Annotated in this window: 24 protein-coding genes; 10 read left to right on the forward strand and 14 right to left on the reverse strand. The window is 68.8% G+C overall.

From position 1 onward, the window contains the following. On the reverse strand, positions 1-199 hold a 199-nt coding region (locus DQP56_RS16725), incomplete at its 3' end, for a helix-turn-helix domain-containing protein (RefSeq protein WP_133258950.1). 88 nt (positions 200-287) lie between these two features. Here DQP56_RS16725 and folE point away from each other — a divergent pair. Continuing rightward, the gene (folE, locus tag DQP56_RS16730; protein ID WP_112687287.1) at positions 288-893 is read left to right on the forward strand and encodes a GTP cyclohydrolase I FolE; all 606 of its coding nucleotides are present in this window, start codon (positions 288-290) and stop codon (positions 891-893) included. Positions 894-909: 16 nt separating this feature from the next. On the opposite strand, the gene lexA is transcribed toward folE, so the two are convergent. Beyond that, positions 910-1,593, reverse strand: coding sequence for a transcriptional repressor LexA (lexA, locus tag DQP56_RS16735; RefSeq protein ID WP_112687289.1), 684 nt, complete (start codon positions 1,591-1,593; stop codon positions 910-912). Positions 1,594-1,805: 212 nt separating this feature from the next. Between lexA and DQP56_RS16740 the strand changes: the two genes are divergently transcribed. The 3 genes from DQP56_RS16740 (at position 1,806) to DQP56_RS16750 (ending at position 3,441) form a co-directional block, all read left to right on the forward strand. After that, positions 1,806-2,306: a LysM peptidoglycan-binding domain-containing protein gene (locus DQP56_RS16740; RefSeq protein ID WP_112687291.1), complete on the forward strand. Its 501-nt coding sequence runs from the start codon at positions 1,806-1,808 to the stop codon at positions 2,304-2,306. Positions 2,307-2,454: 148 nt separating this feature from the next. Then, the gene (gene nrdR, locus DQP56_RS16745; RefSeq protein WP_041319945.1) at positions 2,455-2,919 is read left to right on the forward strand and encodes a transcriptional regulator NrdR; all 465 of its coding nucleotides are present in this window, start codon (positions 2,455-2,457) and stop codon (positions 2,917-2,919) included. A gap of 36 nt (positions 2,920-2,955) precedes the next feature. Beyond that, entirely contained in the window at positions 2,956-3,441 is a 486-nt protein-coding gene (locus DQP56_RS16750) for a peroxynitrite isomerase (RefSeq protein WP_112687293.1), read from the forward strand. Between the two features lie 9 nt (positions 3,442-3,450). Here DQP56_RS16750 and DQP56_RS16755 read toward each other — a convergent pair whose 3' ends face one another. Beyond that, positions 3,451-4,434 carry a proteasome assembly chaperone family protein gene (locus DQP56_RS16755; RefSeq protein WP_112687295.1) on the reverse strand — a complete coding sequence of 328 codons (984 nt, stop codon included), beginning with the start codon at positions 4,432-4,434 and terminating at the stop codon, positions 3,451-3,453. Between the two features lie 286 nt (positions 4,435-4,720). On the opposite strand from DQP56_RS16755, the gene DQP56_RS16760 reads away from it, so the two are divergent. Then, complete coding sequence (locus tag DQP56_RS16760; RefSeq protein ID WP_112687318.1) at positions 4,721-5,779, forward strand: DUF4192 domain-containing protein; 1,059 nt, start codon at positions 4,721-4,723, stop codon at positions 5,777-5,779. A 10-nt stretch (positions 5,780-5,789) separates the two neighbouring features. On the opposite strand, the gene DQP56_RS16765 is transcribed toward DQP56_RS16760, so the two are convergent. From DQP56_RS16765 to DQP56_RS16775, 3 genes are all read right to left on the reverse strand, one after another. Then, entirely contained in the window at positions 5,790-6,482 is a 693-nt protein-coding gene (locus DQP56_RS16765) for an iron-dependent transcriptional repressor DtxR (protein ID WP_013829383.1), read from the reverse strand. A 134-nt stretch (positions 6,483-6,616) separates the two neighbouring features. After that, positions 6,617-7,582 carry a sigma-70 family RNA polymerase sigma factor gene (locus DQP56_RS16770; protein WP_013829382.1) on the reverse strand — a complete coding sequence of 322 codons (966 nt, stop codon included), beginning with the start codon at positions 7,580-7,582 and terminating at the stop codon, positions 6,617-6,619. A gap of 128 nt (positions 7,583-7,710) precedes the next feature. Then, the gene (locus tag DQP56_RS16775; RefSeq protein WP_112687297.1) at positions 7,711-8,172 is read right to left on the reverse strand and encodes a DUF3099 domain-containing protein; all 462 of its coding nucleotides are present in this window, start codon (positions 8,170-8,172) and stop codon (positions 7,711-7,713) included. An 84-nt stretch (positions 8,173-8,256) separates the two neighbouring features. Between DQP56_RS16775 and DQP56_RS16780 the strand changes: the two genes are divergently transcribed. Next, positions 8,257-8,496, forward strand: a complete 240-nt coding sequence (locus DQP56_RS16780) for a DUF3039 domain-containing protein (protein ID WP_193466434.1) — start codon at positions 8,257-8,259, stop codon at positions 8,494-8,496. Here DQP56_RS16780 and DQP56_RS16785 read toward each other — a convergent pair. Both DQP56_RS16785 and DQP56_RS16790 read right to left on the reverse strand, forming a co-directional pair. Beyond that, complete coding sequence (locus DQP56_RS16785) at positions 8,483-9,442, reverse strand: YihY/virulence factor BrkB family protein (protein ID WP_112687301.1); 960 nt, start codon at positions 9,440-9,442, stop codon at positions 8,483-8,485. The two genes, DQP56_RS16780 and DQP56_RS16785, sit on opposite strands and share 14 nt — an antisense overlap. Before the next feature lie 86 nt (positions 9,443-9,528). Beyond that, on the reverse strand, positions 9,529-9,723 hold the full coding sequence (locus DQP56_RS16790; RefSeq protein WP_112687303.1) for a DUF7455 domain-containing protein: 195 nt from the start codon (positions 9,721-9,723) through the stop codon (positions 9,529-9,531). A gap of 122 nt (positions 9,724-9,845) precedes the next feature. Here DQP56_RS16790 and DQP56_RS16795 point away from each other — a divergent pair, with 122 nt between their 5' ends. Continuing rightward, on the forward strand, positions 9,846-10,196 hold the full coding sequence (locus DQP56_RS16795; RefSeq protein ID WP_112687305.1) for a DUF952 domain-containing protein: 351 nt from the start codon (positions 9,846-9,848) through the stop codon (positions 10,194-10,196). Here DQP56_RS16795 and DQP56_RS16800 read toward each other — a convergent pair. From DQP56_RS16800 to cei, 5 genes are all read right to left on the reverse strand, one after another. Beyond that, a complete protein-coding gene (locus tag DQP56_RS16800; RefSeq protein WP_112687307.1) occupies positions 10,147-10,431 on the reverse strand; it encodes a hypothetical protein in 285 nt (94 codons plus the stop codon). The genes DQP56_RS16795 and DQP56_RS16800 overlap by 50 nt on opposite strands. 37 nt (positions 10,432-10,468) lie before the next feature. After that, positions 10,469-11,551, reverse strand: a complete 1,083-nt coding sequence (locus DQP56_RS16805; protein WP_112687309.1) for a methyltransferase — start codon at positions 11,549-11,551, stop codon at positions 10,469-10,471. A gap of 6 nt (positions 11,552-11,557) precedes the next feature. Then, positions 11,558-13,096: an RNA polymerase sigma factor gene (locus DQP56_RS16810; RefSeq protein WP_112687320.1), complete on the reverse strand. Its 1,539-nt coding sequence runs from the start codon at positions 13,094-13,096 to the stop codon at positions 11,558-11,560. A gap of 187 nt (positions 13,097-13,283) precedes the next feature. Then, the gene (ppgK, locus tag DQP56_RS16815; RefSeq protein WP_112687311.1) at positions 13,284-14,102 is read right to left on the reverse strand and encodes a polyphosphate--glucose phosphotransferase; all 819 of its coding nucleotides are present in this window, start codon (positions 14,100-14,102) and stop codon (positions 13,284-13,286) included. 19 nt (positions 14,103-14,121) lie between these two features. After that, positions 14,122-14,772 carry an envelope integrity protein Cei gene (gene cei, locus DQP56_RS16820; RefSeq protein ID WP_112687313.1) on the reverse strand — a complete coding sequence of 217 codons (651 nt, stop codon included), beginning with the start codon at positions 14,770-14,772 and terminating at the stop codon, positions 14,122-14,124. A 170-nt stretch (positions 14,773-14,942) separates the two neighbouring features. Between cei and DQP56_RS16825 the strand changes: the two genes are divergently transcribed. Beyond that, positions 14,943-15,245 carry a DUF4193 domain-containing protein gene (locus DQP56_RS16825; RefSeq protein ID WP_013829371.1) on the forward strand — a complete coding sequence of 101 codons (303 nt, stop codon included), beginning with the start codon at positions 14,943-14,945 and terminating at the stop codon, positions 15,243-15,245. Positions 15,246-15,258: 13 nt separating this feature from the next. Here DQP56_RS16825 and DQP56_RS16830 read toward each other — a convergent pair whose 3' ends face one another. Continuing rightward, the gene (locus tag DQP56_RS16830; RefSeq protein ID WP_112687314.1) at positions 15,259-15,744 is read right to left on the reverse strand and encodes a DUF3093 domain-containing protein; all 486 of its coding nucleotides are present in this window, start codon (positions 15,742-15,744) and stop codon (positions 15,259-15,261) included. A 25-nt stretch (positions 15,745-15,769) separates the two neighbouring features. On the opposite strand from DQP56_RS16830, the gene dut reads away from it, so the two are divergent. Together dut and DQP56_RS16840 are read left to right on the forward strand one after the other, a co-directional pair. Further along, the gene (gene dut / locus DQP56_RS16835) at positions 15,770-16,234 is read left to right on the forward strand and encodes a dUTP diphosphatase (protein ID WP_112687316.1); all 465 of its coding nucleotides are present in this window, start codon (positions 15,770-15,772) and stop codon (positions 16,232-16,234) included. A 52-nt stretch (positions 16,235-16,286) separates the two neighbouring features. Further along, positions 16,287-16,877: DUF3710 domain-containing protein (locus DQP56_RS16840; RefSeq protein ID WP_133258951.1), on the forward strand; the 591-nt coding region annotated here is incomplete at its 3' end.

The raw sequence follows: 16,877 nt of genomic DNA on the forward strand, positions 1-16,877 counted from the left end.
ACAGGATCCCGGCCTCGGCCAGTTTGTCGAGGTGGTAGGCGGCCAGTGTGCGGCTGATGCCGGCGGCGGTCGCGGCCTGCTCCCGGGCCACCGGCTCGTCGCACGACGCGACGTAGTGATAGAGCCGCTGCCGTACCGGATCGTCCAGGCTGCTCAACCCGGTCAGCGGATCCGGGTGGCCGCGGCGAGGGGACCTCATCGCCCCAATGTAACACCAAAAATAATTGACAAATAGGGCCTGACGCCGCCAATCTGAACGCAATGATGATCGTCGATGGGGGATTGAGATGTCGGTAGCGGTCTACGCCGATCTGCGAGCCGCCGATCGGCCGGTTCCCGACCTCGAGGCCGCCGAGCGGGCCGCCGCGGCGTTGCTGCACGCGTTGGGCATCTCCACCGCCGGTGAAGCGCTTCGGGACACGCCACGGCGGATGGCGCGGGCCTACGCCGAGATGTTCACCCCGACGCCCTTCGAGGCCACCACCTTCCCGAACGAGGAGGGGTACGACGAGCTGGTGCTGGTGCGTGACATCGGGTTCCGGTCGGTCTGCGAGCATCATCTGCTGCCGTTCACCGGCACCGCCTGTGTCGGTTACCTGCCCGGTGACCGGCTCCTGGGTCTGTCCAAGCTGGCTCGGGTGGTCGAGTACTTTGCGTGCCGGCCGCAGGTGCAGGAACGGCTCACCAAGCAGGTTGCCGACTGGCTCACCGACCACCTGCAGCCGCGGGCCGTCGGGGTGGTGATCCGCGCCGAGCACACCTGCATGACGTTGCGCGGCGTGCACGCCGGCGGGTCCACGACCGTCACCTCGACCCTGTCGGGCACGCTGCGAAGCGACGACCGCTCCCGCCGGGAGTTCTTCTCGCTGGCCGGCGTTGGGGGCACCGGGTAGCCGCCGAATCGCCCCGTCAGACTTTGCGGATGACGGTGACGACCTTGCCCAGCACCACCGCGTCGTTGCCCGGGATCGGGTCGAAGACCGGGTTGTGCGGCATCAGCCAGACCTGACCGCCGGTGCGCTTGAAGGTCTTGACGGTGGCCTCGCCGTCGATCATCGCGGCGACGATGTCGCCGTTGTCGGCGACGTTCTGCTGGCGTACCACCACCCAGTCGCCATCGCAGATCGCGGCGTCCACCATCGACTCACCGACCACCTTGAGCAGGAACAGCTCGCCTTCGCCCACCAACTCGCGAGGGAGCGGGAAGACGTCTTCGACCGCCTCCTCGGCCAGGATCGGGCCACCGGCCGCGATCCGGCCGAGTACCGGTACGAATGTGGGTTCGGGCAGCGCATCCGAGCCGGCGACATCGCTGCGCGGCGCCGCGTCGGAGCCGGCCGCCTCCTCCGGACTGCGGACGTCGACGGCACGGGGTCGATTGGGGTCACGGCGTAGATAGCCCTTGCGCTCGAGCGTGCGCAGCTGGTGGGCGACCGACGACGTCGACGTCAGGCCGACGGCATCGCCGATCTCGCGGATACTCGGCGGGTAGCCCCGCTCGCTCACCGAGGCGCGGATGACGTTCAGAATGGTGCGCTGCCGCGCGGTAAGCGTCGAGTCGGGCGCTGGCGCTGTCTTGCTGCTGTCGCTCATAGTGGCGAATCTAGTCGTCTCGTCGACATTAATCAAACATGTGTTCGAGGTGTGTCGGGCGCACGTTCGAACCGCCGGCCGGCTGTCGGACCCCTTCGCTAATGTTTTCGACAACGAATCGATCACATGTTCGGACATCGAACATACAATCGATTATTATTCGAACAGTCGAGCGAACAGGGTCGCCGACGCCGAGTGAGGGAGAACCGCACATGATGCTCATCGACACGTTCGCTCCGACGTTCGACCCGGCCGAGCGCGCTCCGGCGGGTCCCCGGCGGCGCCCCGTCACGTCGGGTCGGGCGCATGCGGTTCACACCCGCCCGGCACGAGTGGCGCGGTCGCGCCCGGACGGTGCGCCGCTGTCGCATCGCGGTACCGGTGTGCTGATGTCGCGCACGGCGCATCGACCCCGGCCCGCCAAGCCGATCACGCCCGCGACGACCGTGGTGCTCGCCCTGATCGCCGCGGGGATCACGGTGTGGCTCGGTCTCATCGCCCAGTTCGGTGCGACGATGGCCGACGGCGGGTCCGCGGTGCCCGGCGAGCTGGGCGTGGTGCGCGTCCAGGGCGGCGAGACCCTGCAGCACCTGGCGGCCCGGGTCGCACCTGACGCGCCGACCAGCCAGGTCGTCGACCGGATCCGCGAGCTCAACAGCCTCGAGTCGGCGGCGCTGGAAGCCGGCCAGACACTGATCGCGCCGATCGGCTGAGTGGCCGTCGATGTCCGGTCGGTCGCGGCATGCGGGCAGCACGGCGCGCCGCCCGGTGGCCGCGCAGGTACGCTCACAGTTGTCCCAGTGGCCGGGTTCGCCGCAACGCTTGCAGGTGTCCGGCTCTCGGAACGGCGAAGGAGCGGCCATGCATTGCCCGTTTTGTCGCCATCCAGATTCCCGGGTGGTGGATTCCCGCGAAACCGACGAAGGTCAGGCCATTCGCCGCCGTCGGTCCTGCCCGGAATGCGGTCGGCGCTTTTCCACCGTGGAGACCGCGGTACTGGCGGTGGTCAAACGCAGCGGTGTCACCGAGCCGTTCAGTCGCGAAAAGGTCATCAGCGGGGTGCGCCGGGCGTGTCAGGGCCGCCAGGTCGACGACGATGCGCTGAATCTACTGGCCCAACAGGTAGAGGACGCGGTGCGCGCGGCGGGCTCACCGGAGATCCCCAGCCACGAGGTGGGATTGGCGATTCTGGGTCCGCTGCGCGAACTCGACGAGGTCGCCTACCTGCGTTTCGCCTCGGTGTACCGCTCGTTCTCGTCGGCGGCTGACTTCGAGCGGGAGATCGAAGCGCTGCGGGAGCACCGCCAGGTGCCCACCACCGGTTGAGGCTCGCGGTGCTGCGGCGCGCACTACGCTGGCCCCATGGCACCAGAGCTGCACCCGAACCTGGGGGAGCTGGCACCGCTGCTGGGCACCTGGTCGGGCCGGGGCCGCGGGGTGTACCCCACCATCGCCTCGTTCGATTACCTCGAAGAGGTGACCTTCTCCCATGTCGGTAAACCGTTTCTGGTCTACGGCCAGAAGACCAAGTCGGCGGCCGACGGACTGCCGCTGCACGCCGAGACCGGCTATCTCCGGGTGCCGCAACCCGGCCGGATCGAATGGGTTCTGGCGCACCCGAGCGGCATCACCGAGATCGAGGTGGGCAGCTACCGCGTGACCGCGGACGGCGTCGAACTCGAGATGTCAGCGCCGACGATCGGGCTGGCCCCCACGGCCAAGGAGGTGACGGCACTGAGCCGCCACTACCGCCTCGCGGGTGACGAGTTGTCTTACACCCTGGACATGGGAGCCGTCGGAGAGCCGGCGCAGAACCATCTGACCGCCGCGCTGCGGCGAACGGGGTAGGCCCGCCCGTCAGGCGGTGCCGTCGTCGCCGCGGTCTTTCCTGGCCTCCTGGGCCAGGAACCGCTCGAACTCGGCACCGAGTTCGTCGGCGCTGGGCAGTTCCTCGTCGCGGGCCAGCAGCGAGCGATTCTCCTGGGCGGCGATGAAGGCGTCGTACTGGCGTTCCAGCGCCGTCACCACTTGCGCCACCTCGGCGCTCGCTTCGACCTGTTCGTCGATCTTGGCCCGGATATCGGCCGCGGCCCGGCTGAGTTCGCTCAGCGGCAGCTGCAACGAGCCGGTTTGTGCCGCCTGCCGCAACAGCGCCTCGGCGGCCTCGGGGTAGTCGGTCTGTGACACATAGTGCGGTACGTGCACGGTGAACCCGACCACCTCGTGGCCGTGCTGGGCCATCCGGTACTCCAGCAGGTTGGACGCACTGCCCGGGACCTGCACCTCGGCGATCCACGGAGTGAAGTCGGCGATCAACTCACGGTTGTTGGAGTGCGCCGTCAGCGTCACCGGGCGGGTGTGCGGGACCGCCATCGGGATGGTGCCCAGCCCGATGGTCCGCCGCACGCCGAGCCGCTCGGCCAGCAGCCGGACCGCGGTGATGAATCGCTCCCACTTGAGGTCGGGCTCCATGCCGGCCAGCAGCAGAAACGGCGTCCCCGCACTGTCACGCAACGCGTACAAGCTCAATTCGGGTTCGGCGTAGTGGGTGAAACGGTCGGTCTTGAACGTCATCACCGGCCGGCGGGACCGGTAGTCGAGCAGGTCGTCGATGGCAAACGACGCCACCAGTTCACTGTCGAGGGCGGTCTTGAGGTGGCCGGCCGCCAGCCGGATCGCATGGCCGGCGTCGGAGAAACCCTCCAGCGCGTGGATCAGCACCGGACCTTCGCCGTCCGGCGATGTCAGCTGCGGCGCCGGAACCTCAAGTTCGTACATGCCGCCCTGCTGGGCCTGGTAGTGCCGGTCCCGGTCGGAGCCCGTGTCCGGGTGCTCGGCCATTGCCTTCGCCTCCTCGTCGTGCGGATCTCGATGCGGATCGCGCTGTCCATTTTCCCCTACGTCAGGCCGCACCGGAAAACGATGCGCGGATGTCAGTGAAAACGCCCGGTCAGCCCGGCCCCATTCCCGACGGGACCGGAGTTCGCCCAACGAGAAATTCCCGCTTCGGCGGCTGCCCACACCCTTGAGCAGCCGTCGGCTCACAGTTGCCGGTTCATCCACAATGCGGTCGCGGACGCCACGCGGGCGCGCCCCGATGACGGTGGGTGTCGTCAACGTTGCTGCCATGACGACGAAGCAACCCGAATTCACCCTGAACCGCCCCGCAGCGCTGATCGCGGCGCTGCCGGCCATCCTCGGCTTCGTGCCGGAGAAATCCTTGATCCTGGTATCGGTCGACGGCGGCGAGTTGGGCTCGGTGCTGCGGGTCGACTTGTCCGACGGCATCGCCGACACCGTCGGCCACCTCGCCGATGTCGCGGCGGCCGCCGCCCCGGCCGGGGCCATCGTGGTGATCGTCGATGCGGCGGGGGCGTGCTGCCCGGTCTGCAACGACGAGCACCGCCGACTGGTCGATGCCCTGTCGCAGGAGTTGACGCGCAACGGCATCGCGCTGCTCGGCGCGCACGTGGTGGACCGAGTGGCGCACGGTGGGCGCTGGCACTGCATCGACGGCTGCGGCGCGGGCGGCCCGGTCGACGATCCGGAAGCCTCTCCGCTGGCTGCTGCCGCCGTGCTGGAGGGCCGGCGGCTGTATCGGCGCCGAGCGGACCTGCAGGCGGTGATCATCCCCGACGACGCGGCGCGCCGTGCCGCGGTGGCAGCGGTGATCGACGATCATGCGGCGGACCGGGCCGCAGCGAGCCAGGCCGATGGACATCGCCAGGCCCGCCGCGACGTCGAGCAGATGCTGGCTGCCGTCGTCGCGCTGGCCGGCGGCCGGGAGCCGAGCGAGCCGGAGCTGGCCCGGCTGGGATGCTCGCTGACCGACGTGCTGGTACGGGACACGCTGTGCGCGTTGGCCATCAGCGAGCACGCCGCCGACGCCGAGACGCTGTGGTCGATACTGGCCCGCACGCTGCCCGAGCCGTGGCGGGCCGACGCGCTGGTGCTGCTGGCGTTCAGCGCCTATGCGCGCGGTGACGGACCGCTGGCAGGGGTGTCGCTGGAGGCAGCGTTGCGCTGCATGCCGGACCACCGGATGGCGGGTCTGCTCGACACGGCGCTGCAGTCGGGATTGCGGCCCGACCGGATCCGCGGGCTGGCCGATACCGGCTATCGGCTGGCCGGCCGGCTCGGGGTGTCGCTGCCGCAGCGGCAGGGTTTCGGTCGACGGGCCGGCTGAGACGAACCGATCAGACCTTCTGCACCTTGACGGCGTGCGCCATCGCGTACGGCAGGCTGACGTCGGTGTGGCCGGGCATGACGATCGTCACGCCGTCCTCCGCGTCGGCTTCGACGGTCACCCGGGCGTTAGGCACCACACCGGCGTCCTTCAGCCGGGTGATCAAGTCGATGTCACCCTGGACGTGTTCGGTGAGCTGGCGAACCACCACGGCCACCGGCGAGCCGGCCGGCAGCTCGGTCAACCGCACCAGATCGGTCTCCCGCGGTCCGGCGTCCGAGCCGAAGCCGAGGTCGGGCAGGCCGGGAATCGGGTTGCCGAACGGTGAGGTCGTCGGGTTGTCGAGCACCTTGACCAGGCGGCGCTCGACGTCCTCGCTCATCACGTGTTCCCAACGGCAGGCCTCGGCGTGCACCTCTTCCAGCGGCAGCCCGATGATGTCGACCAGCAGGCGCTCGGCCAGCCGGTGCTTGCGCATCACCGAGACTGCCAGGGCGCGGCCCTTCTCGGTGAGTTCGAGGTGACGGTCACCGGCCACCCGCAGCAGGCCGTCGCGTTCCATGCGAGACACCGTCTGGCTGACGGTCGGGCCACTTTGCTCCAGGCGCTCGGCGATCCGAGCTCGCAGCGGCGTGACACCCTCTTCCTCAAGGTCATAGATCGTCCTGAGGTACATCTCCGTGGTATCAACCAACTCGTTCATTCGGGCCCTTCCGTCCCCGACGAGTCTACTTGGCGGCGGCGGCGTGGTCAGCCAGCGACAGCTGACCGGCCCGGGCGCTGCGCGTTGCGCCGGGCCACCGCAACGGTGTGCGATGGCCCGGCGCAGCGCTCGTGTCAGCTGGCGTAGGAACGCAAGCGGTCGGCGCGTTCGCCGTGCCGCAGCTTGGCCATCACCTCACGCTCGATCTGGCGGACCCGCTCGCGGGACAGGCCGAACAACTTGCCGATCTGATCCAGCGTGCGGGGCTGTCCGTCATCGAGGCCGAACCGCAGCCGGATCACCTGGTGCTCACGCTCGTCCAGCGTCGCCAGCACGCTGCGGATGTCGGTGTGCAGCAGTTCGGAGATCACCGCGTTCTCCGCGGACATCGCCTCGGAGTCCTCGATGAAGTCACCCAGCGGCGCCTCCTCGTCGGAGCCCACCGGCATGTCCAGGCTGACCGGGTCGCGGCTGTGTTCCAGCAGGTCGTTGATCTTCTCCGCCGGAATGCCGGATTCTGCGGCGAGTTCCTCGTCGGTGGCCTCACGGCCGAGCTGCTGGTGCATCTCCCGCTTGATCCTGGCCAGCTTGTTCACCTGCTCGACCAGGTGCACCGGCAGCCGGATGGTGCGGCTCTGGTCGGCCATACCGCGGGTGATGGCCTGGCGAATCCACCACGTCGCGTAGGTGGAGAACTTGAATCCCTTTGCGTAGTCGAACTTCTCCATCGCGCGGATCAGCCCGAGGTTGCCTTCCTGGATCAGGTCCAGCAATGGCATGCCCCGCCCGGTGTAACGCTTGGCCAGCGAGACCACCAGGCGCAGGTTGGCTTCCAGCAGATGCCGGCGGGCGGCTTCGCCGTCGCGGACCACGGTGGCCAGCTCGCGCTTGCGCTTCTCGCCGAAGCGCTTGCGGGTCTCCAGCAGGTGCTTCGCGTACAGCCCGGCCTCGATGCGCTTGGCGAGCTCCACCTCGTCGGCGGCGTTGAGCAGTGCGGTCTTACCGATACCGTTGAGGTACACCCGCACCAGATCCGCGGCTGGACTCTGCGCATCCAGATCGCCATCGATCCGACTGATGGTGGCATCTGCCTTTGCCATTACGGCCTCCCGTTGATCGGCTTCAGCTGTCACAGGTGTCAACGTCCGACACGGGTGCAGAGTTCCCGCCCGATCGCTTTTCCACACCACTTGACGTGCGGGAATACGGCGATGACTTTGAGAATGTGCTAAGAACCGCTACCTTGCGGCGGTTCGCCGGCCCCGTCGCCGCCGGAGGGCCCCGGCTCGAACTCCGGCTCAGAACCCGGCTCGCGACCGGCCGGTTCAGGCTGCGGCGATCGCGGATGTTCCAGCTCGCGGCGCGGCGCGGTGGGAAACAACGGCGTGCGCGTCGGGGCGGCGTCATAGCGCCGCGGCTCATCGGCGCTGCGGGGCGGCCGGTCATTGGCGATCAGCACCGCGATCCACGGCAGCGGTATCGAGGCGATCAGGATCGCCAGGGAGATCCAGCCGTTGTGCCAGATACCGTAGGCGACCGCGGCCAGAATCAGCGCCGGGACCCGGAACGCCATCAGCGTCAGGTACTTACGTACCCGCTCACGGTGCTGCTGTTCGAAAGACGGGGCGGCCGCGGTGATGAGCACCGGCCGACCGTCGTCGTCGAAACCCAGCTCGGGGCCGTGCTTCATCACTCCACTGTCGCACACGGATCGGCCCGCAGCCACGAAGGGTTTTAAGATCCGCTGAGTTCCGGGCACAATGGGGCAATGGGCATACAGACCGACACTCTCGAACGCACCGATGCCGAGGAACGCGTCGATGACGGGACCGGCGACGACACCCCCAAACACTTCCACTACGTCAAGAAGGACAAGATCGCCGAGAGCGCGGTCATGGGCACCCACGTGGTGGCCCTGTGTGGCGAGGTCTTCCCGGTGACCAAGTCGGCGAAGCCCGGATCGCCGGTCTGCCCGGACTGCAAGCGGATCTACGCGACACTCAAGAAGAGCTGACCGGCTCGTTCACCGGCTCGTTGCCGGGGCCGCTTCGGCCCGTCCGCGACACCAGCCAGACGCGCAGCTGACGCAGGTGGGTGGCCTCCGCCGGCCATTCCTCCTGAATGGCGGCATTCAGTTCGGCGCCCAGCATGATGGCGAAACCGAGCAGAAACGCAAACAGCAGGAAGGCGATCGGCGTCGCCAGCGCACCGTAGGTGTAGCCGGTGCTGGTGATGTAGCGCAGGTAGACCCGCAGCCCGAGAGTGGCCACGACGAACACCGTGGTGGCCAGCAATGCCCCGATCACCAGGCGGTGTGACGGCAGCGGTTTGGGCAACGAGACCCGATAGAGCACGGTCACCGCCAGCAGCAATCCCAGCACCAACGTCGGGTAGTAACCGAACCGCAGCAGATCTGTCCACCGCGCGGGAAGGTGCTCGGCGATCGCGTGCGGCCCCAACGCGGCGAACGGCGCCCCGGCGACGGCGATCACCAGCATCGCCACGTACAAGCCGAGCGCGAAGAACCGTTGCCGCACCGGATGGCGTAGCGGGGTCTGATCGTGTGCCTCGACCACTGAGTCGACGAAAGCCGAGATCGCCGAGGAACCGGCCCACAGCGAAATCACGAAGCCCAGCGAGACCACCTCACCGCGCGCGTTGGAGACGATGTCGCGCACGGTGGGTTCGATGATCTCCGCCACCACGTTCTGCGAGAAGAAGCTGCTGGCCATCCCGATCAGCCGGTCCTGGATGGTGGCCAACGTATCCGGGCCGAACAACGGCGCCACATACGACAGGCTGCCCAGCATCCCGAGCAGCAGTGGCGGCAGCGACAGCACCGACCAGAAACCGGCCTGCGCGGACTCGGCGAAGATGGAATCGTCCCAGCTCTTCGCCAAGGTGCGGCGTGCGATGCGCAGCAGGTGATGCCGGGAAGGTTTGGGGATTTGGTCAGCCATGACCAGCCCAGCATTCCTGACGAATGGTGCTAGCGCCCAATTCCCTCCATCGGGCGTGTTGCGCGCGGATCCGGGGCCGCGATCGGCTAGTCCTCGGCGGGGGCGCTGACCTGCAGCACGGCAGCCAGCTCAATCAGCTTGGCTTCGTGCTCGTTGGCGTGGTGCTGGCAGAACAGCAACTCGGCTCCGGAGGGCAGCGTGGCTCGCACTCGGGCCGCGGCACCGCACCGGTCGCATCGATCAGCCCGAGTGAGTTCGGGACTGGTCAGAGTCGCGTTCATGGGCTCCTCCGTTTCTCGCGGGTCTGTCAAGTGTGTCAGACGCTCGGGCGTTCGGCGTTGTTCCCCGCTTCGGCTGTGTCGTGTCTCACCCCCCGCGCGGCGCTGGGGCAGGATCGGCAGCGATGGAACACGACATTCTGGTACACCTGTGCGGCACCCGGGATTGGGCGGCGGCACAGGCGTCCGGCGCGCTGCGGCCGGAATCGCTCGACAGCGCGGGGTTCGTGCACCTGTCGACCCCGCAGCAGGTGCATCTGCCCGCCAATCGTCTCTATCGGGGGCGCACCGATCTGGTGTTGCTGCAGGTGGACCCGGCAAAGGTGGCGTCGCCGGTGCGCTGGGAGCCGGGCGTGCCGGGTGATCCCGAGGCGATGCTGTTCCCGCATCTGTACGGACCGCTGCCCTTGGATGCGGTGATCGGCGTCAGGGCGTATCGGCCCGGCCCGGACGGCGCGTTCGGGCCGGCGGATTGAGTTTGAACGGGGTGGTGGGCTTGGCCGCCGACGCCCGGGTGAGTTCGCTACGGGCGAACGTGGTCTGAGCCTTGTTGATCAGCGCGGCGGGCACTCGCGGCCAGGCGGCGGCCACGGCGTTCAGCGCGGAGATCACGGCCGGATCCAGGCCGGCCTCGGCCGGAACCTGGTGACCGTGGCGCACCGCGCGGTTGAGCAGCGCGGCGAAGGTCTGGGCGTCGCCATCGGTCGGCATGCTCGGCGATATTACCGGCGGGACCGGCGACCGGGCGTCAAACCGGAGCGGCCACGATGATCGACATCGGGCTGGCGGTCGGCACCACCCGCTGCAGCCGGAATCCCGCTCGCGAGAGCAGCTCGGCGTATTCGCGCCGGGTGCGTTCCAAGCCACCGGCGGCCGCCAGCATTTCCAGATCGAGCAGCAGGCCCAGGTGGGCGGGCGCGCCCTCGGGCAGCACCATCTCCAGCAGCAGCAGGGTGCCGTCCGGGGCGATGGCGCTGCGGACGTTGCGCAGAATCGCGCACGAACGCTCGTCGTCCCAGTCGTGGATGACGGTCTTGAGCAGATAAGTGTCACCGCCGGCCGGCACCGATTCGAAGAACGACCCACCGGCGACATCACACCGCGACGTCACGCCCGCGGCCGCCAGGGTGGCCTCAGCCCCGGCCACCACCGCGGGCAGGTCGAACAGCACGCCGCGGGCGCCGGGCGCGGCGCGCAGCACCGCGGCCAACAGCGCACCGTGGCCGCCGCCCACGTCGACGATCAGTTTGCTGGAGCTGAAATCATATGCGGGAACCGCACTTTCGACCGCCACGGCGGACGCCCCGGTCATCGCATGGTTGAAGACCTGCGCCAGTTCGGGGTCGGTGTCCAAGTAGGAGAAGAACGACATCCCGCGCACCTTGTCGACCGCGGTCTCGCCGGTGCGCACCGAGTGTTCCAGGTGTGACCAGTGTTCCCGGTGCGCCGGGTCGCCGATGAACGCGATCATCGGCGCCACGCTGGCCGGATCATCGGAGACCAGGGCGCGCCCGATGCGGGTCAGTGCGAACCGGCCGTCTCGGCGCAGTTTGAGCACCGATTGGCTGGCCAGCGCACGCATCAGCCGGTAAGTGGCTGCGGGGTCGGTGCCGACCCGCCGTGCGGTCTCGTCGGCGGTCAGCGGGCCGGCTCGGAGCGCATCGGGGATTCCCAGCCGTACCGCGACGTGCATCGCCTGGGCCAGCCATGCCCCGAATCCCAGTTCCAGGACGGCGACACCGGCGGGCACCGTCGCATAACGCAGTCGCTGCAGGCCGCCGCGCATCGCGGTAAGGGCGGCCAGTAGCGCCGCCGGTGGGGGTTTTGCCACAGCCGGCTAGTCGAGGTAGTCGCGCAGGACCTGGGAGCGGCTCGGGTGCCGCAGCTTCGACATCGTCTTGGACTCGATCTGCCGGATCCGCTCGCGGGTGACGCCGTAGACCTGGCCGATCTCGTCGAGGGTGCGCGGCTGGCCGTCGGTGAGCCCGAACCGCAGCCGAACAACGCCGGCCTCTCGCTCGGAGAGCGTCTCGAGCACCGACTGCAGCTGGTCCTGAAGGAGCGTGAACGAGACGGCGTCGACGGCTACCACCGCCTCGGAGTCCTCGATGAAGTCGCCGAGCTGCGAGTCGCCCTCGTCGCCGATGGTCTGGTCCAGCGAGATCGGTTCCCGGGCGTACTGCTGAATCTCCAGCACCTTCTCCGGGGTGATGTCCATCTCCCGGGCCAGTTCCTCCGGGGTGGGTTCGCGGCCGAGATCCTGCAGCAGCTCACGCTGAATGCGGCCGAGCTTGTTGATCACCTCGACCATGTGGACCGGGATGCGGATGGTGCGCGCCTGGTCGGCCATGGCCCGGGTGATGGCCTGGCGGATCCACCAGGTGGCGTAGGTGGAGAACTTGTAGCCCTTGGTGTAGTCGAACTTCTCCACCGCACGGATCAGGCCGAGGTTGCCCTCCTGGATCAGGTCCAGAAACGCCATGCCCCGGCCGGTGTAACGCTTGGCCAGCGAGACCACCAACCGCAGGTTGGCCTCCAGCAGGTGGTTCTTGGCCCGGTCGCCGTCACGGCAGATCCAGGCCATGTCGCGCCGGTAGGCGACGGCCAGCTTCTCGCCCTTCTCGGCGTGCTCGGCCATCTTCTGGGTGGCGAACAGCCCGGCCTCGATCCGTTTGGCCAGCTCCACTTCCTCCTCGGCGTTGAGCAGCGCCACCTTGCCGATCTGCTTGAGGTAGGCGCGCACCGAGTCGGCCGAGGCGGTGAGCTCGGCGTCCTTGCGGGCCTGGCGCAGCGCCTCGGACTCCTCTTCGTCCCAGACGAAATCACCGGAAGCCTTGTCCTTCTCGCTGGGCTCGGCGATCTCGTCGTCGTCGTCGGCTGCCTCCTCGCCGGCCTCCTCGGTCGCCGCCCCGGCGGTCACCACGGCTTCGTCGGCGCCGGAGTCCTCGGCGTCCTCGTCCAGGTCTTCCAGGTTCAGGTCGGTGTCGTCGATGTCCTCGTCGCCGGGTTCGGCGTCCAGTTCGGTGTCGGCGTCCAGCTCCTCGTTGGCGAGGTCGACCTCGGAGTTCTTGGTTGCGCCCTTGGCGCCCCGGGCGGCGGCCTTCTTCGCCGGGCCCCGGGCCGACCGGGTCTTGGGCTTGGTGTCGCCGTCGTCGGCGGTCTTGGCGGCGCTCTTGGTGGCCGTCCGCGCGGTGCTCTTGGCAGGCTTCTTGGCCGGTGCGGCCTTGGTCGCCTTCGCCGCGGTCCGCTTGGCGGGCGCGGCGGCGGCCTTGGCGGGGGCCTTCGCAGTCGACTTGGCGGCGGCCTTGGCGGGTGCCTTGGTGGCACCGCGCTTCTTGGGCTCCTCGGTCGCCGGCTTTGCCTTGCTCGCTGCCACGTCCACCCCTTCGGTCGGACTGACTTTCGGGTCGCAGCGCCGTGCGCCACCGAAAGTGTCGGGTATATCGGATGTCGGCTCTATATCAGTTGGGTGATCAACTGGGATAGTCGCCGCTATCGGTTAGGCGGCCGCCGCGGACCATTGTAACGACAGCGTGCCGCAACAATCGCTGAGCGGGCGCTATTCAGCGGGTCACGTCGGCCGTGGCGGCCATCGCGGCCCCGACGATCCCGGCGGTGTTCTGCAATGTCGCGGCGACCACCGGAGTCCGGTTGCGCAGCAGTGGCACCCATTCCTCGGCTTTGCGGCTGATGCCGCCGCCCACGATGATCAGGTCCGGGCACAGCGCGTCCTCGATCGCCACCAGCACCTTGGTCACCTGCTTGGCCCACTTCTTCATGCTCCAGTTCCTGCGCTCCTTGACCGACGCGGCGGCCCGGTGCTCGGCCTCCTTGCCCGCCACGTCGATGTGCCCGAGTTCGGTGTTGGGCAGCAGTTTTCCGTTGTGGATCACCGCCGAGCCGATCCCGGTGCCGAAGGTGAGCAACACGACGACGCCGGTGTTGTCCCTGCCCGCGCCGTACCGCTCTTCGGCCAGTCCGGCGGCGTCCGCGTCGTTGAGGACGACGACGGGCTGCCCATCGAGCGCGGCCTGGATCACGGCCTGCGCGTTCACCCCGATCCAGGACTTGTCGACGTTGGCGGCGGTTCGCACCACGCCGTCGATCACCACACCGGGGTAGGTGACCCCCAGCGGACCCGTCCAGCCGAACTTCCGGACCACCTGGGCGACGGTCTCGGCAACCGCGGCCGGGGTCGCGGGGCTCGGTGTCGGCAGCTTGTAGCGTTCGCCGATCAGTGCACCGGTGTCGAGGTCGACCACGCCGCCTTTGATGCCGCTGCCGCCGACATCGACGCCGAAACCGCGTCGTTGCGGTCGCCCGTCGCCGGTCCCGGCAGCGGGCGCGCCGGGCGGGGAATCGGTCGGGTCTGTGCCGGTCATGGATCTCCTCGGCGGGTTGTCAGCAGGTACCGGAATGGATCTTGGTCAGCAGTGCCGGGTCGGGCAGCCCGGTGGCGTCCGGACGCAAGCCCGCCAGCGCCGCCTCGATGTCGTCGCTGTGGGCCAGGCTCACGAAGTCGCTGCCGACCGCGAGGTCAACGGAGTCGTCGAGGCGGTCATCGCGGAACAACTCGGTGCACGGCGCCACCAGCCACAAGGCCGCAGCGGCGGCCTGTCCCGCCTCACCGAAGCGGATCTGGCCGTTGCAGTCCAGGCGGCTGTTGGCATAGACCGGGTCGTTGGCGGCGGTCGGCTGGGCGAAGCCGTCGTCACGCAGGGCGTCGGCGACGTCGGCGGCCTGCCCGGCGCGGCCGCTGGCGTTGAGGACGCGCGCTTTGATGTCGGCGAGTTTGGCCGGGGTGGTGGTGATCATCGCGGCGCGGGGCACCTGGGTGCCCAACCGCGGCTGGTCGGGCTCGGTGGGTGCCGGCGGTGCGTTGCATACCGCGACCTCGTGGATGTCGGCCGGTCGGGTCAACGCCACCGCCCATGCCACCGCGGTCAACAGCGCCAGGGCGGCCAGGGCGTAGGCGGCGGGGCGGTAATTGCGTCGCCGGAACGGCAGACCATGCTTGTCGAACTCGGTACCGGAAGTGATTTGCGTGACCACGTACGCACTCTAGAGGGCGCGGGCGACCCCGATGGCCGTGGTCAGCAAGGTGATGTGACGTAAATCACACTCGATCTGGGCGGGATCGGGGCACGAATCATTTGGTGGATGCGTTCGACGCTGGTACAAAGCTCGCGCAGGGTTACCGAGGGGACTGAGGGGAGAAGACGATGGCTACCGACTACGACGCCCCGCGGCGCACCGAGACCGACGACGTTTCTGAGGACTCGCTCGAGGAACTCAAAGCGCGGCGGAACGAGGCGCAATCCGCCGTGGTCGACGTCGATGAATCGGAATCGGCCGAGTCCTTCGAACTGCCCGGCGCGGATTTGTCCGGTGAAGAGTTGTCAGTGCGCGTCGTGCCCAAGCAGGCCGATGAGTTCACCTGCTCGAGCTGTTTTCTGGTTCAGCACCGCAGCCGGCTGGCCAGCGAGAAGAACGGCGTGATGATCTGCACCGACTGCGCGGCCTGACCCGCACCGTCCCTCAACCCTGCAAGGCCGCCAACACGCGCTGCGGATGACGGCAGCTGATCAGCCAGTACGGCGTCGGGTCGTCGGGATCGTCGAGCACGATCAGCACCATGGGCCCCACCCAGCCGCGATGCACGACGTAGGCCGCCGGATCGAGTTGGCGGCCCAGCGCCGCCGACTTGGCTGACTGAGGGACCTCGGCGGAACGGGCGATCACGCCGGCCGGCAGGTGCGCCTCGCCCACCCAGAGTTCGACCTCGCCGCCGGTTTCGACGACGCGGACTTCGATGCGTCCCAGCCACAGCAGGGCGGCCACGGTGATCGCGAAGAACACCGCGAACGGCAGCCAGCCCGGCAGGCTGCGCAGCCCCAGCCGCACCTCGTAGGCCATCAGCCCGTTGCCCACGAACCCCAGCGGCCACCACCACCAGGGCACCCACAGTTGCTCGCGGTACCGCACGGTTTGCGGTGCCCGGTGGTTCACACGCGATCCCGACATCCGGTTAAGAGTAGTCTTGCGCCTCGTGTCGCCCAGTCTCGCGGTTGTTCGCCTAGATCCTGATCTCCCGCTGCCGAGCCGTGCCCACGCCGGCGACGCCGGCGTCGACCTGTACAGCGCGGTCGATGTCGAACTGGCCCCGGGCCACCGTGCGCTGGTGCCCACCGGTATCGCGGTGGCGATTCCGTTCGGCATGGTCGGCCTGGTGCACCCGCGGTCGGGTCTGGCTGCGAGGGTAGGTCTTTCAATCGTCAACAGCCCGGGAACGATCGACGCGGGTTACCGCGGTGAGGTTAAGGTGGCGTTGATCAACCTGGACCCGGCGACCCCGATCGAGATCCACCGGGGGGACCGGATCGCCCAGCTGGTGGTGCAGCGGGTCGAGCTACCAGAACTGGTCGAGGTGACCTCGTTCGACGAGGCCGGTCTGGCCGGGACCACCCGGGGCGGTGACGGCCACGGCTCGTCGGGCGGGCACGCGAGTTTGTGACGGCATGTGTAACCGCTGGTGACGGCAGAAGTGACGGAGATGGGCGGCTGTGATGGCATTCGGTAGGGGCAAGAGCAAGGTGGGCGGCGACGAGCCGACGCGCGCCGTGCCGGCACCCGAGGAGCTGGAGGACCTCGACGAGGACGCGGGCGAGGAACTCGAGGGCCCGTTCGACATCGAGGATTTCGACGACCCGGCGGCGGCGGCGACGGCCCGGCTCGATCTGGGTTCGGTGCTGGTGCCGGTGCCCGCAGGCGCCCAGGTCCAAGTCGAGCTCAGTGAGGCGGGCGTGCCCAGCGCGGTCTGGATGGTGACGCCCAATGGCCGGTTCAACATCGCCGCCTACGCCGCGCCCAAATCGGCGGGGCTGTGGCGTGAGGTCGCCGCCGAGCTTGCCGAGGCGCTGCGGCGGGACTCCGCGAGCGTCAGCGTCATCGACGGCCCGTGGGGCCGCGAGGTGGTCGGATCGGCGGCCGGCGCGGTCCGGTTCATCGGGGTCGACGGCTATCGCTGGATGGTGCGTTGCGTAGTCAACGGCCCCCACGAGTCGTTGGAGGCGCTGTCCCAGCAGGCGCGAGAAGCCCTGGCGGACACCGTCGTCCGGCGTGGCGACACGCCGCTACCGGTGCGTACCCCGTTGCCG

This window comes from Mycolicibacter senuensis (assembly GCF_003284925.1).
GTDB lineage: Bacteria > Actinomycetota > Actinomycetes > Mycobacteriales > Mycobacteriaceae > Mycobacterium > Mycobacterium algericum_A.